This window comes from Paracoccus sp. 22332 (assembly GCF_052045125.1).
Classification (GTDB): Bacteria; Pseudomonadota; Alphaproteobacteria; order Rhodobacterales; family Rhodobacteraceae; genus Paracoccus; species Paracoccus haematequi_A.
Map to the genome: position 1 here is coordinate 60,680 of NZ_JBQEOI010000015.1, position 14,591 is coordinate 75,270.

Annotated in this window: 14 protein-coding genes, 3 pseudogenes and 1 riboswitch; of the genes and pseudogenes, 7 read left to right on the plus strand and 10 right to left on the minus strand. The window is 67.8% G+C overall.

Annotated elements, in window-relative coordinates; all coding sequences use genetic code 11:
• The first annotated feature begins 26 nt into the window (after nt 1–26).
• Nucleotides 27–1,304, plus strand: coding sequence for a RodZ domain-containing protein (locus ACTJI6_RS14875; protein WP_440801783.1), 1,278 nt, complete (start codon nt 27–29; stop codon nt 1,302–1,304).
• A 133-nt stretch (nt 1,305–1,437) separates the two neighbouring features.
• Here the strand turns inward: ACTJI6_RS14875 and ACTJI6_RS14880 are convergent, their stop codons facing one another.
• Nucleotides 1,438–2,478 carry a dipeptidase gene (locus ACTJI6_RS14880; protein WP_440801785.1) on the minus strand — a complete coding sequence of 347 codons (1,041 nt, stop codon included), beginning with the start codon at nt 2,476–2,478 and terminating at the stop codon, nt 1,438–1,440.
• Between the two features lie 120 nt (nt 2,479–2,598).
• Between ACTJI6_RS14880 and ACTJI6_RS14885 the strand changes: the two genes are divergently transcribed.
• Both ACTJI6_RS14885 and parA read left to right on the plus strand, forming a co-directional pair.
• Nucleotides 2,599–2,922 carry an antibiotic biosynthesis monooxygenase family protein gene (locus tag ACTJI6_RS14885; RefSeq protein ID WP_440801788.1) on the plus strand — a complete coding sequence of 108 codons (324 nt, stop codon included), beginning with the start codon at nt 2,599–2,601 and terminating at the stop codon, nt 2,920–2,922.
• A gap of 80 nt (nt 2,923–3,002) precedes the next feature.
• Nucleotides 3,003–3,638: a ParA family partition ATPase gene (gene parA / locus ACTJI6_RS14890; RefSeq protein ID WP_440801790.1), complete on the plus strand. Its 636-nt coding sequence runs from the start codon at nt 3,003–3,005 to the stop codon at nt 3,636–3,638.
• On the opposite strand, the gene ACTJI6_RS14895 is transcribed toward parA, so the two are convergent.
• The 7 genes from ACTJI6_RS14895 to ACTJI6_RS14925 all read right to left on the minus strand — a co-directional run bounded on the left by ACTJI6_RS14895 (nt 3,635) and on the right by ACTJI6_RS14925 (nt 9,664).
• Nucleotides 3,635–4,375 carry an ABC transporter ATP-binding protein gene (locus tag ACTJI6_RS14895; RefSeq protein WP_440801809.1) on the minus strand — a complete coding sequence of 247 codons (741 nt, stop codon included), beginning with the start codon at nt 4,373–4,375 and terminating at the stop codon, nt 3,635–3,637. The two genes, parA and ACTJI6_RS14895, sit on opposite strands and share 4 nt — an antisense overlap.
• A complete protein-coding gene (locus tag ACTJI6_RS14900; protein WP_440801791.1) occupies nt 4,372–5,358 on the minus strand; it encodes a FecCD family ABC transporter permease in 987 nt (328 codons plus the stop codon). The genes ACTJI6_RS14895 and ACTJI6_RS14900 overlap by 4 nt, the downstream gene beginning before the upstream one ends.
• Complete coding sequence (locus tag ACTJI6_RS14905) at nt 5,355–6,164, minus strand: ABC transporter substrate-binding protein (protein WP_440801793.1); 810 nt, start codon at nt 6,162–6,164, stop codon at nt 5,355–5,357. The genes ACTJI6_RS14900 and ACTJI6_RS14905 overlap by 4 nt, the downstream gene beginning before the upstream one ends.
• Nucleotides 6,151–7,989, minus strand: a complete 1,839-nt coding sequence (locus tag ACTJI6_RS14910) for a TonB-dependent receptor plug domain-containing protein (protein ID WP_440801795.1) — start codon at nt 7,987–7,989, stop codon at nt 6,151–6,153. Before ACTJI6_RS14910 ends, ACTJI6_RS14905 begins: the two co-directional genes overlap by 14 nt.
• A 131-nt stretch (nt 7,990–8,120) precedes the next feature.
• Nucleotides 8,121–8,310: riboswitch (cobalamin riboswitch) on the minus strand.
• A gap of 29 nt (nt 8,311–8,339) precedes the next feature.
• Complete coding sequence (locus ACTJI6_RS14915; protein WP_440801798.1) at nt 8,340–9,017, minus strand: NAD-dependent deacylase; 678 nt, start codon at nt 9,015–9,017, stop codon at nt 8,340–8,342.
• Between the two features lie 4 nt (nt 9,018–9,021).
• Complete coding sequence (locus ACTJI6_RS14920) at nt 9,022–9,324, minus strand: hypothetical protein (RefSeq protein ID WP_126155353.1); 303 nt, start codon at nt 9,322–9,324, stop codon at nt 9,022–9,024.
• Between the two features lie 154 nt (nt 9,325–9,478).
• On the minus strand, nt 9,479–9,664 hold the full coding sequence (locus ACTJI6_RS14925; RefSeq protein ID WP_440801800.1) for a heavy-metal-associated domain-containing protein: 186 nt from the start codon (nt 9,662–9,664) through the stop codon (nt 9,479–9,481).
• Nucleotides 9,665–9,701: 37 nt separating this feature from the next.
• On the opposite strand from ACTJI6_RS14925, the gene ACTJI6_RS14930 reads away from it, so the two are divergent.
• Genes ACTJI6_RS14930 through lepA form a run of 3 tightly spaced genes read left to right on the plus strand, consistent with a single transcriptional unit; the run spans nt 9,702 to nt 13,163 of the window.
• Nucleotides 9,702–10,439, plus strand: coding sequence for an HAD family hydrolase (locus ACTJI6_RS14930; protein WP_440801802.1), 738 nt, complete (start codon nt 9,702–9,704; stop codon nt 10,437–10,439).
• Entirely contained in the window at nt 10,432–11,313 is an 882-nt protein-coding gene (locus ACTJI6_RS14935) for a DMT family transporter (RefSeq protein WP_440801805.1), read from the plus strand. Before ACTJI6_RS14930 ends, ACTJI6_RS14935 begins: the two co-directional genes overlap by 8 nt.
• A 50-nt stretch (nt 11,314–11,363) precedes the next feature.
• Nucleotides 11,364–13,163, plus strand: a complete 1,800-nt coding sequence (lepA, locus tag ACTJI6_RS14940) for a translation elongation factor 4 (RefSeq protein ID WP_440801806.1) — start codon at nt 11,364–11,366, stop codon at nt 13,161–13,163.
• Between the two features lie 58 nt (nt 13,164–13,221).
• Here the strand turns inward: lepA and ACTJI6_RS14945 are convergent.
• A pseudogene (locus ACTJI6_RS14945) lies at nt 13,222–13,758 on the minus strand (IS5 family transposase); the annotation flags it as partial.
• A 16-nt stretch (nt 13,759–13,774) separates the two neighbouring features.
• Nucleotides 13,775–13,906 (minus strand): annotated as a pseudogene (locus ACTJI6_RS14950) (IS481 family transposase); the annotation flags it as partial.
• A gap of 57 nt (nt 13,907–13,963) precedes the next feature.
• On the opposite strand from ACTJI6_RS14950, the pseudogene ACTJI6_RS14955 reads away from it, so the two are divergent.
• A pseudogene (locus tag ACTJI6_RS14955) lies at nt 13,964–14,591 on the plus strand (transposase); the annotation flags it as partial.

Sequence of the window (14,591 nt, forward strand, 5' to 3'; positions counted from 1 at the left end):
GCATTGGGCGATGAGGCGGACAGGTCATGAGCAGGCTGCGGGTTGATTACCCGGCAGAGGAGAATAGGCAGGTGGAGGAAGTGGACCATTTCCTCGACAACGACACGCGCCTTGGCGACATCATGCGGGGCGAACGGGCGACGATGGGCAAGTCGCTACTGGATGTGCAGCGCGAATTGCGCATTCGGGCCTCTTACGTCGCCGCGATCGAGAATTGCGACATCACCGCCTTCGACACCCCCAGCTTCGTGTCGGGCTATGTTCGGTCCTATGCGCGATATCTGGGCATGGATACCGACTGGACCTTCCGGCGGTTCTGCCTGGAATCGGGTTTCCAGCCCACGCATGGCATGGCGCCCACCGCCGCCGGGCCGAAGCCTGCCAAGCGGCCCTCCGACCCGGTCGAGGCCCTGGCCAATCCCAAGGCGCTGTTCATCCCCCAGCAGGAAAGCTTCTGGTCGGATATCGAACCGCGCGCCATCGGCGCTCTTCTGGTTCTGATCGCCCTGGTCTGCGGACTGGGTTATGGCGGTTGGGCCCTCTTGCAAGAGGTTCAGCGCGTGACCTTGACACCGGGCGAGAATGCGCCGGGCGTCGTCACCGCGCTGGATCCGGTCCAGGGGTCGGGCATGGCCGAACCCGCCCTGGATCTGTCCGACACCACCGACCTGGCCCAGGCCCTGCCGCAGCCCGAAGGGCTGGACAGGCTGTATCGTCCGCAGATCCTGGAGGCGCCGGTCCTGACCGCGCGCGACGGTCCCATCGCCGCCATCGATCCCGGCCTGTCCCAGGTTCCCGCGCCGCAGGACATGGCCGTCGCCCAGGCTGCTCCCGTCGCCGCTGCGACCGACATTCAGCGCGCCCTGGCCGAGGCAGGCAACGCGGCCTTCGGCCCGCCGATGCCGGAACAGCCCGGCGCCGCCGCGATCACCGTGGCGCCCGACGCGCCCGCCCTGGAACTGCTGGCGGCGCGGCCTGCCTGGGTGCGCGTGACCTCGGCCGATGGCACGGTCCTGCTGGAAAAGATCATGGATGCCGGGGAACGCTTCACCCTGCCGACGCTTGAGGAACCGCCTGTCCTGCGCACCGGCAATTCGGGCGCGGTCTATTTTGCGGTGAACGGCCAGACCTATGGTCCTGCTGCACCCGGTCCGCAGGTGGTCAAGAACATCAAGCTGTCGCCCGAAGACGTGACGGGCAGCTTTGCCCTGGCCGACCTGAACGCCGATCCCGAACTGGCGCAGATGGTGGCCATGGCGCAGGCGGCGCCCATCGCCGATCCGCAGGCCACCGCCACGGAATAGAAGCCTGCGATGGTCGGGGCGCTTCGTCCCCGATCCTGCCCCGCATTGCGGTGGGCGTTCGCCCCAGAAAAGGTCCGCTGGACCTTTTCTGGGGCGCGTCTCATCCCAAGGATATTGCGCTAAGAAGGGGCGGCTATTCCCCCCAGGTGCGTTCCAGCAAGCCGATCCAGTTTTCGCTGGCGATCTTGCGGATCAGCGTTTCGCCATAGCCATGCGCGGCCATCGCGTCCAGAAGCGCGGGCAGGGCGGCTGCGTCGGGCAAATCGCGCGGCATCAGCGCCCCGTCGAAATCCGAGCCGAGCGCCACCCCGTCCTCGCCCAGGATCCCCAGCAGGTGATCCAGGTGGCGCAGCATGGTGTCGAAACCCTCCAACGGCAAGCGGCGGCCGTCCTCGCGCAGGAAGCTGGAGGCGAAGTTCAGGCCGACCAGCCCGCGGCTGTCGGCGATCATCCGCAATTGCCGCTCGGTCAGGTTGCGGCTGCTTTCGCTGATCGCGTGAACGCAGCTGTGGCTGGCGACCAGGGGCGCGTCGGACAGGGCGGCCAGGTCGTTGAACCCGGTCTCGTTCAGGTGCGACAGGTCCAGCATGATCCGCAGGGCGTTGCATTCGCGGACCAGGGTCTTGCCCGCCGGGGTCAGGCCGTCGCCGGTGTCGGGCGATGATGGAAAGGCGAAGGGCACTCCGTGGCCGTAAGCGGTGGGCCGCGACCAGACCGGACCCAGCGACCGCAACCCCGCCGCGTGCCACAGATGCAGCGCGTCCATGTCGGGAATCGCCTCGGCGCCTTCCATGTGCATGATCGCCGCGATCCGGCCCGCCGCCACAGTGTCGCGCAGGCCGCGCGCTGTCGTCACGATGTCCAGCGTTCCGGTCCGCTCCAGGGCCTTCAGCGCGCTGGCCTGGGCGAAGGCGTGGGGCAGGGCCTCGGCATAGGGGATCTGATCGGGCAGGGGCATCGCGAAGGGTGGGTTTTCCATCAGCGCGACGGCGGCGGCGTCGTTGGGGCCGTGGGGCGCCGGGATCCAGATCGCGAAGAAGCCGCCCACCAGCCCGCCCGCGCGGGCGCGGGGCAGGTCGAGATGGCCGGTGCCGTCGCCCTGGGTCCAGACCTGGGGGCCGGATGCCACCACGCGTTGCAGGAAATCGTTGTGGCCGTCGAATACCGGGATCATCCGCTTCTCCTTGCTTTGTGCCGACCATGCACATCCGGGCGCGGGCGGCAATGGCCGCGCTTGGCGCAGGCCGCGATTCGGCGTTAGGCTGGACCTTGCAAGCCAAGGGAGACGCCAGCCATGCCCGACATCAGCCGCGATTTCGACGGACAGACCGTCATCACCACCTTCGAGGTGACGCCCGGCAGCGCCCATGACGTGCTGGATCTGCTGACCGATGCCTGGGACCAGGTGATCCGCCGCCAGCCGGGATTCGTGTCGGGGGCGATCCACCTGAACGACGCGCAGACTCGCATCGCCACCTATTCGCAATGGCGCGACCGCAAGGATTACCAGGCCATGCTGCGCAGCGAGGAGATGCGCCGCCGCAACCGGGAAATCCACGGCATGTGCAAAAGCTTCGAGCCGGTGATGTACGAGGTCCAGGCGGTTTTCGACGACTGATGCTGCATCTGCAAAAAGGCCGTGCAATCGCACCGGGCGACGGCTAACCTTCCGATACGTCAGGCGGGGGACAGCAGGCGATGGCAGGCAGGATCATCACGGTCGCGCAGCAGAAGGGCGGGTCGGGCAAGACGACCCTTGCTGTCAATCTGGCCGTCAGCCTGCATGAACGCGGCCATTCGGTGGCCCTGATCGACACCGATCCGCAGGGCAGCCTGGGCCGCTGGTTCATCGAACGGATGCAGGCCCAGGGCGAGGACGAGGCGATGGATTTCTCGACCTCGTCGGCCTGGGGGGCCAGCTACGAATCCGAGAAGCTGAAAAAGCGGTTCGATTTCGTCATCATCGACACGCCGCCCAAGATCGACAGCGACCTGCGCCCGGCTTTGCGGGTGGCCGATCTGGTGCTGGTGCCGGTGGCGACCAGCCATGTCGACCTGTGGGCGACCGAGGGCGTGCTGGATCTGGCGCGACGCGAAAAGGCCCCGGTGCTGGTGGTGATGAACCGCGTGCGCCCCAACACCCGCCTCTCGGCCGAGGTCGCGCAGAAGGCCTCAGAACTGGGGGCGGAAGTGGCCGGGACGCAGGTGTCGAACCGGGTGCTTTATGCCGAAACCCTGGGCCAGGGCGTTGGCGCGCTGGAACGCGTCCGCAGCGGCCCCGCGCGGGACGAAATCGCCGCGCTGACGGACGAGGTTCTGTCGGCCATCGGCTAGACCGGCAGGATGGCGGGGCCGTCCGGCGTGTCGACCCGGCGCACGGTGATGCCGAAGGCGCGGCGCAGCAGGTCGTCGCGCAGCACCGCATCGGCCGAACCGTCCGCCAGCACCCGCCCGTCCGAGACCAGCACCAGCCGCGTGCAGAACCGCGCCGCCAGCCCCAGGTCGTGGATCGAGGCCAGGACCGTCCGCCCTTCCGCCGCCAGATCGCGGAACAGCCGCAGGCAGGCCAGTTGCTGCGCCGGATCCAGCCCCGCGACGGGTTCGTCGGCGATCAGCAGGGGCGTGTCCTGCGCCAGGGCGCGGGCGATCAGGGCGCGGTTCTGTTCGCCCCCCGACAGGCGCAGGGCGGTGCGCTTGCGGAACGCCTGCAAGCCCATGCGGGCGATGGCCGCGTCGGTGGCGATGCGGTCGATGCCGCTGCGGCCGCCGCCTGGCCAGGGGATGCGGCCCAGGGCCACCAGATCCTCAACGCTGAGCGGCCAGGCGATCTCTCGCGATTGCGGCAGATAGGCGGCGTGGCGGGCGCGCGCGCCGGGCGTCATGGCGGCCAGGCTGGAGGCGCCGGAAAAGGGGATCAGGCCAAGCGCGGCCTCCATCAGGGTGGATTTCCCGGCGCCGTTGGGACCGATCAGGCCGACGAACTCGGCCCGCTCCAAGACCAGAGAGACGCCGTGCAGCACCGGGCGGTTGCGGCGGGTGACGGACAGGCCGGACAGACGCAGGACCATCAGACGCGCCCCCCGCTGCGGGTTTTCCAGATCAGGTGCAGGAACAGCGGCGCGCCGACGATGGCGGTCAGCACCCCCAGCTTCAGGTCGCGGTCGGGAACGATCAGCCGCACGGCGATGTCGGCCCCCAGCAACAGAGCCGCGCCGCCAAGAGCCGAGGCGGGCAGCAGGGCGGACGGCCGCGCGCCGACCCAGGGGCGCAGGATATGCGGGACGACAAGGCCCACGAAGCCGATGGCCCCCGCCACGGCCGTGGCCGGGCCGACGATCAGCGCCGTGCCCGCGACCAGCCGCCAGCGCAGCGCGGCGGCGGACACGCCCATCGCCTGGGCCGCGGCCTCGCCCAAGGTCAGCGCGTCCAGGGCGCGGCGGGTGGACAGGATCAGCGCGGCGCCAAGGACCATCGGCGGCAGGGCCAGCCAGACATGCAGCATGGACCTGTCGGCCAGCGATCCCATCAGCCAGAAGACGATCTCGTTCGCGGCATAGGGGTTGGGCGACAGGTTCAGCACCAGGGCCGTGCCTGCGCCCGCGAGTGCCGAAATGGCGACCCCCGCCAGGATCAGCGTGACCGAGCCTCCGCGCGGCCCAGCCAGCGCCACCAGCAGGCTGACGCCGACCGCCGCCCCCGCAAGCGCGGCCAGGGGCAGGGCCAGGACCGCCGCCATCGACAGCCCGGTCTGGATCGCCAGCACCGCCCCAAGCGCGGCCATGCCCGAGACGCCGATCAGCGCGGGTTCGGCCAGCGGGTTGCGCAGATAGCCTTGCAGGGCGGCGCCGGTCAGGCCCAGCCCGGCGCCCACTGCGACCCCCAGGATCGCGCGGGGCAGGCGGATTTCGCGCATCACGATGGGCAGCGGGCCGTCGCCGCCCAGCACCAGGGCGCGCAGTGAATCCGTCACCGGCAATCCCGCAGGCCCGGTCAGCAGCGAGGCCAGGAACAGCGCGGCCACCAGGCCGGACAGGACGACGAACAGCCCCCTCATCGCAGCGACCCGATGGCCTGGACGATGAAGGGCGTGCCGCAGACCCAATCGCGGTCGGTCACCTGCCCCTCGGCCGGGGCGATGGCGGACAGGGCGGGGTGGTCCAGGATCGCTTCGCCCCGCGACTGGCCGGGCCATTTCGCGCCGGTGATCAGCCGGTCGGGGCGGGTCATCACCAGCAGTTCCATCGGCAGGGGGGTGGTGGTCGCGATGCCGTAATCGCCCGCCACATTGTCATAGCCCGCCGCATCCAGGATCGTCCCGGCCAGCGTCGCGCGCCCCGAGGTGAAGCCGTTCGCGTAATACAGCGCCGCGCGGCCCCGGCGGTCGGGGCTGCGCGCCTGGGCCAGGTCGGCGTCGAAGCGGTCCAGAAGATCGCGCGCGGCCTGGGGGCGGCCCAGCAGATCGCCCATGCGGAGGATTTCCGCACGGATCGCGTCCAGGCTTTCGGCGGGGGGCAGGGTCTCGACCCGGATGCCCAGGCGGCGCAGCATCGCCACCGTCGCGGTCCCGCTATAGGTGCCGGCGATCACCAGATCGGGCCGCATCAGATAGATCTCCTCGGCCCGGCCGGTGTTCTTCGCATAATCCGCCGCCCGGTCCGCCATCGGCGACATGCGCGGATCGGACGCCAGGTCGCTGACCGAGATCAGCTGGCCCGGTGCCGCCAGCAGCATCGCCAGCTGGTCGCTGCACAGGTTCATCGACACCACGCGCTGCGGCGCCGCCCCCGTTGTCTTGGAGGCGGCGGGCAGGGCGGTGGCGATCAGCGCCGCCGCCGCAAGGATCGCCCTAGAACGACGCACGCAGCCCCGCATAGATCGCCCTGCCCGCTGTGCCATAGCCGTCGACCCACTGGTAATCCTCGTCAAGGGCGTTCTCCAGCCGCAGATAGGCGGTGGCATTGTCGCGGACGGGGTGGCTGACCAGCAGGTCCACGGTGGTGAAGTCGTCCATGTCGTTCGGACGGCCCGCGACATGCTGGATCTGGATGCCCGCTGTGGTGCCGGTGGCAAGGACCGTCTCGGCCCCCAGGTTTAGGGTGCGTTCGGGCACCTTGGCCCATTCCGAATCGACCTGATTGTCGATGAAGGTATAGCTGGCGGTCAGCGCATGACCCCCGCCGAAGGCGTAGCGCCCGTCGATTTCCACCCCCCGGCGGCGGGCAGTGCCCGGCACCTGGTTATAGCCGTCGTCCGACCAGTCGGTGGTGCCGCGATCGTCCCAGCCGATCAGGTTGTTCGCCCGCAGCCAGAAGGCGGTCGCACGCAGATGGCTGTCGCCCCATTGTTTTTCCACGCCCACCTCATGGGTGCGGCTTTCCTCGCGTTCCAGCGAGGCGTTGCCATAGGGGCCGAACAGTTCGTAAAGCGAGGGCGCCCGGAAGCCGTTGCCCAGGGCGGCGCGGAACAGCAGGTCGTCGGCCGCGCGCCAGATCGCTGTCACCCGGCCCGAGGTGAAGCCGCCGAAGCGCGAATGATCGTCGCGCCGAACCGATGTCGTCACGTCGATCCGGTCGCCAAGCGCCGTGGTCGTTTCCACGAAGACGCCGTTCAGGCGGGCCTCGCCATTGCCTTGGGCTTCCTCTTTTTCCGTATCGGCGCCGAACACGGCGCGCACGCCTCCACCCAGGTCGGTTGCACCCTGCCAAGACAGTTTCGTGCGCGTGCCCACAAAGGGCGTGACGGTGCCGTTAGACCAGCTTTGCCGGTCGATGCGGTAACGCGTCAGGGCGATCTCGTGATCGACGGCGCCGGTCTGGAATTGCGCGAAGCCGCGCAGGCCATAGCTTTCGCGGTCGTTGTAGTCGTCGCCCGGCGTCCCCGTCACGTCGCCGCCGAAATCGTCGAAATCGCCGGTGCTGTCTTCCCAGAAGCCATTGAAGCCGATGGTGGCGCCGCTTTCCAGCGCATAGGCGGAATAGAAGGACAGGCGCGTCGCCTCGTATCCGTCATCCTCGAAATTGCCGTCCCGTTCGTCGCGCGCGGAAAAGCCGTCGCTGCGGATATGGCTGACCTGGAAGGCCAGGTCGGCATCGGCGCGGCGCAGGGTTGCGCCATAGCTGGCGGTCAGGGTGTCGAAGCTGCCCGCCTCGATCCCGAAATGGTGGTGCAACCCGTCTTCGGTCGGGCGCAGGGATTGCAGCGACAGCACCCCCGCCACCGCGCGCGAGCCGTACAGCGCCGATTGCGCGCCGCGCAGCAGTTCGGCCCGGTTCACGGACTGGCCGATCATTCCGCCGATGTCATAAGAAGGCTGGCCCGCGGCCGGATCCGACACCTCGATGCCGTCGATCACGACGGGCAGGTATTGCGCCGGGGCGCCGCGAAGGATCAGCGATCCCGTGGTGCCCAGCGGTCCCGACTGGCGCAGCGTCACGCCCGGCAGGCGCGACAGGCTGCGGGCCAGGGGCTGGCCCGCGCGATCTGCCAGGTCATCGGCGCCCAGCACGGAAACGGAACTGCCCGACCGGGCCAGATCGGTGGCCTCGCGGTTGGCGGTCAGGGTGATGTCGTCCAGGACGATGGCGCCGGGGGCCGCGTCCTGCGCGGCGGCGGGCAGCGCCGTGGTCAGGGCCAGGGCGGCAAGCAGGGTAATGGGCAGGGCCGGGAAAATGGGTCTTGCGGTCACGAATGACATCCTTCCAGCTATCCGGCATTCGGGCCGGGGCGCGATGCGGTTCGTCCGAAAGGATTTGGCCCGTCGGACAGCGACACCACCACGACGGAAGTTTCCGTTTCCGGCGCGCCCCTCGCACGCCGTCAGGGTGATCGCGTTCGGCAGGTCTCCTGACTTGCGGGTCACGGCTTGGCCGGGCCTTCCCGGTCCTGGGGGACCAGTGGCGTTGTCCGGCCCGGCTCTCCGCTGACAGTTGCGGGGGCAGTCGCGGAATTTCACCGCGTTCCCTTTTAACCGGGCTTGGAACCCGGAACCGAGGCATCGCCGCCATAGCCCAGGGACTGGCGCGCAGGCAAGCGCAATCAGCCCAGCGAGGCCACCCAGTCGGGCACCGTGCGGCTGGCAGGCCCGGTGATCCGCCGATGGAAATCGCGGGCGTTGGCGCTGTTGTCCAGGTTCAGTTCCACGCATTCGACACCGCCGCGCCGAGCAGCCTGGGCAAACCCCGCCGCCGGATAGACATTGCCCGAGGTGCCGATGGCCGCGAACAGATCGGCGCTTTCCAGCGCGTCCCAGATGCGTTCCATGTGATAGGGCATTTCGCCGAACCAGACGATATCCGGGCGCGTGGAAGGGCGGGCGCAGGCGGGGCAGGGGTCGTCGGGGGACATGACCGGCGGCGCGGGCCAGCGATGCCCGCAGGCCGCGCACAGCGCGCCGGTCAGGCTGCCGTGCATGTGGATGACGTGCGGGCTGCCCGCGCGTTCGTGCAGGTCGTCGACATTCTGCGTGACCAGCGTCAGGTCGTGCCGCCGCGCCAGGTCGGCCAGCGCCAGATGCGCGGCATTCGGCCGCGCCCCGGCGGCGGCCGCGCGCCGCATGTTGTAGAAGCGGTGGACCAGTTCGGGATCGGCGGCAAAGCCCTCGGGCGTGGCCACGTCCTCGACCCGGTGGTTTTCCCACAGGCCGTCGCTGGCGCGGAAGGTGGCAAGCCCGCTTTCGGCGGAAATACCTGCGCCGGTCAGGACGGTGATGCGCACGGGCTTAGCGGCAGTAAGCCTCGGCCTGGGATGCGAACCGCTTGTAGCGCGCCCAGAAGGCGTTGTCCGCGTTGGATTTCGACATCCGAACTTCTTGCGCCTCGTGCGGGTCGCGGAAGAAGGACGCGGCGCGGCGCTGATCGGACCGCGACAGGGTCTGGTTCGCGACCTGCTGGATGCAGCCGCAGAGCGGCGCATTGCCGCGTGCGCGGTCGGATCGGACGCAGGCGCTGTCGATCGGGCCGGCCATGGCCAGGGGCGCGGTCATCATGATGGCCGCGGCCGCAATGACGATGCGGTTGAGCATGAACTGTCTCCTCGGTTGCCTTGTCTGCGATGGCGGGCGCCGGTTGTCCCGGTCTGGGTGCCCATCCGCCTGCAACGGTATCAGAAAGGGTCCGCCCGCTCAATCAGGCGCTGTGCCGCAGGGCTTCGCCTGCGGCGTCAAGGCGTTGCGTCGGTCAGGCGGGGCTGACCTCGTATCCGGCGTCGCGAATCGCCTGGGCGGCGCGGCCTGCGTCCAGGCCGTCCACCGCGACGGTCTTCTGCGCCAGGTCGACCGTGGCACGTCCGCCCGCCTCGGCGATGGCGGCCTCGATGGCAGCCTTGCAATGGCCGCAGGTCATGTCGGGAACGGTGAAGGTCATGGCAATCCTTTCGGGGGTTTGACAAGCTTGCGCCAGCATGATCCTGCATGACGGCGACGGCAAGACGGGGGATGCGATGATCGAGGCCATCGGACTGGATGCCGACGACACCCTGTGGGAAAACGAGACGTTTTTCCGCGTGACCGAGGGCGAATTCGTCGCCCTGCTGGGCGATCATGCTGAAGGCGCCGACATCGCCAGCCGGTTGCTGGACGTGGAACGCGCGAACCTGGCCCGCTATGGTTTCGGCATCAAGGGCTTCATGCTGTCGATGGTCCAGACCGCCATCGAACTGACCGACGGGCGTATCGACGGCCGCGCCATCGGCCGGATCCTGGAACTGGGGCAGGAGATGCTGGCCCATCCGGTCGATTTGCTGCCGGGCGTTCCGCAGGCGCTTGATGCGCTGACGGGGCGCCGGCTGATCCTGATCACCAAGGGCGACCTGATCGACCGGGAACGCAAGATCGCCGCATCCGGGCTGGCAGACCGCTTCGACGCCGTCGAGATCATTGCCGACAAGTCGCCCGAATCCTATGCCCGTGTGCTGTTTCGCGCAGGCGTCGCACCAGACCGTTTTCTGATGGCCGGCAATTCGATGAAAAGCGACGTGTTGCCGGTCGTCGAACTGGGCGGTCACGGCGTCTTCATCCCGCATGACCTGACCTGGGTCGTCGAACATGCCGAGGCGCCCGATCATCCCCGTGCCCATCGGCTGAAGACCATCGCCGACCTGCCCGCCCTGATCGACCGGCTGGAATCCCGCCATGCATAACCTGCGCGCCGCCCTGCTGATGGTCCTGGCCATGGCCGCCTTTGCCGCCGAGGACGCGTTGCTGAAGGCCCTGTCCGGCAGCATCCCCACCGGGCAGCTGCTGGCCGTGATCGGCGTTGCAGGAATGGTCGTCTTCGGCATCTGGATCGCCGTCGGACCCGAGGGGCTGCGCCTGCGCACCCTGCTGCGCCCGCAAGTGGTCATCCGCAACCTGTGCGAGGGGGTCTGCGCGGTTACCTTCGTCACCGCGTTGGCGACCGGAGATCTGTCCATCGCCTCGGCCATCCTGCAAGCCCAGCCGCTGCTGATGACGCTGGGCGCGGCACTGTTTCTGGGCGAACAGGTGGGCTGGCGCCGCTGGCTGTCCATCGCCGTGGGCTTTGCGGGCGTGCTGTTGATCGTCAAGCCCGGCACCGCGTCTTTCGAGGTCAGCTCGATCTTCGCCGTCATCGCGGTGATGACGCTGGCCGTGCGCGACCTGATCACCCGCCGCCTGCCGCCCGAGGTCGGATCGGGTCTGCTGTCCGCCGGGGCATTCGGGTCGATGGGTGCCGCCGGATTGGTGCTGCTGATCCTGGGCGGGCAATCGGCGGTGGTGCCGACGCCGGGGCAGGGGGCGCTGATGGCCGCGACGCTGTGCTTTGGCCTGCTGGGATACATCACCATGGTGATCGCCACCCGCATCGCGGAAATCGCCGTGATCGCGCCCTTCCGCTATTCCCGGCTGCTGTTCGCGCTGCTGCTGGCGGTCGGCGTTTTCCGCGAACGTCCCGACGCGCTGACCCTGACCGGGGCCGCGCTGATCGCCGGGGCGGGCATCTATTCCATGTGGCGAGAAGCGCGGCTGCGCAGGGCGCATCTGGCCAGGCCCTAGGGCTGCAAAATTCCCTTCCCGCGCGGCCCGCGCCCTTGTATAGCCCGGCCATGACCGAGCTTTCCCTGATCCGCAATTTCTCGATCGTGGCCCATATCGACCACGGCAAATCCACCCTGGCCGACCGGCTGATCCAGTCGACGGGCACTGTCGCCGACCGCGACATGAAGGCCCAGATGCTGGACAGCATGGATATCGAACGCGAACGCGGCATCACCATCAAGGCCAACACCGTCCGCATCGTCTATCCGGCGAAGGACGGCCAGACCTATATCCTGAACCTGATCGACACGCCGGGCCATGTCGACTTCGCCTACGAGGTCAGCCGGTCCATGCGCGCCGTCGAGGGATCTCTGCTGGTCGTGGACGCGTCCCAGGGGGTCGAGGCGCAGACGCTGGCCAATGTCTATCAGGCCATCGACGCGGGCCACGAGATCGTGCCGGTCCTGAACAAGATCGACCTGCCGGCGGCGGAACCTGAACGCGTCAAGGAAAACATCGAGGAAGTGATCGGCATCGACGCATCCGACGCGATCCCGATTTCCGCCAAGACCGGCCTGGGCATCCCCGACGTGCTGGAAGCCATCGTCACCCGCCTGCCCGCTCCCAAGGGCGACCGCGACGCTCCGCTGAAGGCGATGCTGGTGGACAGCTGGTATGACGCCTATCTGGGCGTGGTGGTGATGATCCGCGTCATGGACGGGGTGATCCGCAAGGGCGACCGCGTGAAGATGATGCAGACCGGCGCGGTCTACGGCATCGACAAGCTGGCCGTGCTGACCCCGCAGATGGTCGACATCCCCGAACTGGGACCGGGCGAGATCGGCGTCTTCACCGCATCCATCAAGCAGGTCCGCGACACCCGCGTCGGCGACACCATCACCCATGAAAAGAAGGGCGCCGAGGCCGCGCTGCCCGGTTTCAAGCCCGCCCAGCCGGTGGTCTTCTGCGGGCTGTTCCCCGTCGACGCCAACGATTTCGAAGCCCTGCGCGACGCTATCGAAAAGCTGGCGCTCAACGACGCGTCCTTCAGCTATGAGATGGAGACCTCGGCCGCGCTTGGCTTCGGCTTCCGCTGCGGCTTCCTGGGGCTGCTGCACCTCGAGGTGATCCGCGACCGGCTGGAACGCGAATACGACCTGGACCTGATCACCACCGCGCCGTCGGTGGTCTTCAAGCTGCACATGCGCGACGGAGAGGTCCGCGACCTGCACAACCCCGCCGACATGCCCGACCTGACCCATGTGGACCATATCGAGGAACCACGCATCAAGGCCACGATTATGGTCCCCGACGAATACCTGGGCGACGTGCTGAAACTGTGCCAGGACCGCCGCGGCATCCAGCTGGACCTGACCTATGCGGGCAGCCGGGCGATGGTGGTCTATGACCTGCCGCTGGCCGAGGTGGTGTTCGACTTCTACGACCGCCTGAAATCCGTGACCAAGGGCTATGCCAGCTTCGACTATCAGATTTCGGAATACCGCGAGGATTTCCTCGTCAAGATGTCGATCCTGGTGAACGACGAACCCGTGGACGCGCTGTCCATCATGGTCCACCGCGACCGCGCCGAGGCGCGCGGTCGGGTGATGGTCGAAAAGCTGAAGGAACTGATCCCCCGGCACATGTTCAAGATCCCGATCCAGGCGGCCATCGGCGCGCGCGTGATCGCCCGCGAGACGCTGAGCGCGATGCGCAAGGACGTGACGGCCAAGTGCTATGGCGGGGATGCAACGCGGAAGAAGAAGCTGCTGGAGAAGCAGAAGGCCGGCAAGAAGAAGATGCGCCAGTTCGGCAAGGTGGAGATCCCGCAGACGGCGTTCATTCAGGCGTTGAAGATGGATGGGTAAGAGAGGCTCTATTGCACAAATTGGGTGATGGCCGAGGTTCCCCTTTCCCCGGACGGCCCTATCCCACAGCTTCCGTGACGGGTATGCAGAGTGCGGTATAGCCGTTCAGCACGGCGATACGGACCTGGATCTTCGCGATCTGGCGGTCGAAGTCCCGTGCCATGAGGCACTATCCCAGCAGGTTTACACAGTGCCTCTTCGTCTCGACGCAGCTTCGGCGGTGGTATCCGCTCCATCGTCGCCAGAAGGTCCGGCCGAGGCATTTCGCGGCGCGCAGTGCCTCGTTTCGGGCCATGGCTCCGGCGGTGATGGTCTTCCACGGCTTGGCGTTCTTGCGTGGCGGGATGACAGCGCGGGCGCCGCGGTCGGCGAGGGCATCGTGGCATTTGCGGGTGTCGCAGCCACTGTCGGCGGTGACGCTGCCGATTTCCTGGCCCGCCGGGATCTGGCCGAGAAGGCCGGAGAGCACCGGTGTGTCACCGATATGGCTCCCCGTGATCTCGACGGCCCTAACCTCCAGCGTTTCCTCGTCGATCCCGAGATGGATCTTGCGCCAGACGCGCCGTGTCGAGCCACTGTGCTTGCGGGCGTGCCACGCATTCATCGCGTCTGTGCTGAAAGAACTCCCAGGCTGTCTTCCTGTCGGCTTTATCGACCAGCTGGGTGACCGCGAACTTGCTGGTCCGATCACTGTCGACAAAGAGGTAGAGCTTGCCTTCAGCGGTCTGAAGCTCCCTGACGTTGCCCCCTGCGGCTAATCCAGTTTGACGTAGACTCTGGCCCAACCGAGAGGACCAGAGATGAAGCGCAGCAGGTTCACCGAAGATCAGATCATCGGTATTTTGAAAGAGCATGAGGCTGGGATTTCCGTTGCCGATCTTTGCCGCAAGCATGGCGTCAGCGATGCCACCGTTTACAAGTGGAAGGCCAAGTATGGTGGTATGGATGTCAGCGAGGCGAAGCGGCTGAAGGGGCTAGAGGATGAGAATGCTCGCCTGAAGCGGCTGCTGGCCGATGCGATGCTCGACAATGCGGCGCTGAAAGATCTTCTGGGAAAAAAGTGGTGACGCCCGCCGGAAAGCGGCAAGCGGTCGCGCATCTGGTGGCGGGCCACGGGATGAGCGAACGGCGGGCGTGTCGGGTGATCGGCTGCTGCCGCATGACCATGCGCTACGAGGCGATCCGGCAGGACGACCCTGTGCTGCGCGAGCGGCTGAAGGAGTTGGCGCGGGTGCGCCGCTGGTTCGGCTACCGTCGGCTGCACGTGTTCCTGCGGCGTGAGGGCCATGTGGTGAACCACAAGCGCCTGTTCCGCATCTACCGCGAGGAACGGCTGCACGTGCGCCGTCGTGGCGGGCGGAAGCGGGCCATCGGCACGCGGGCACCGATGACATTGCCTTTGATGCCGAACCAGCGCTGGTCGTTGGA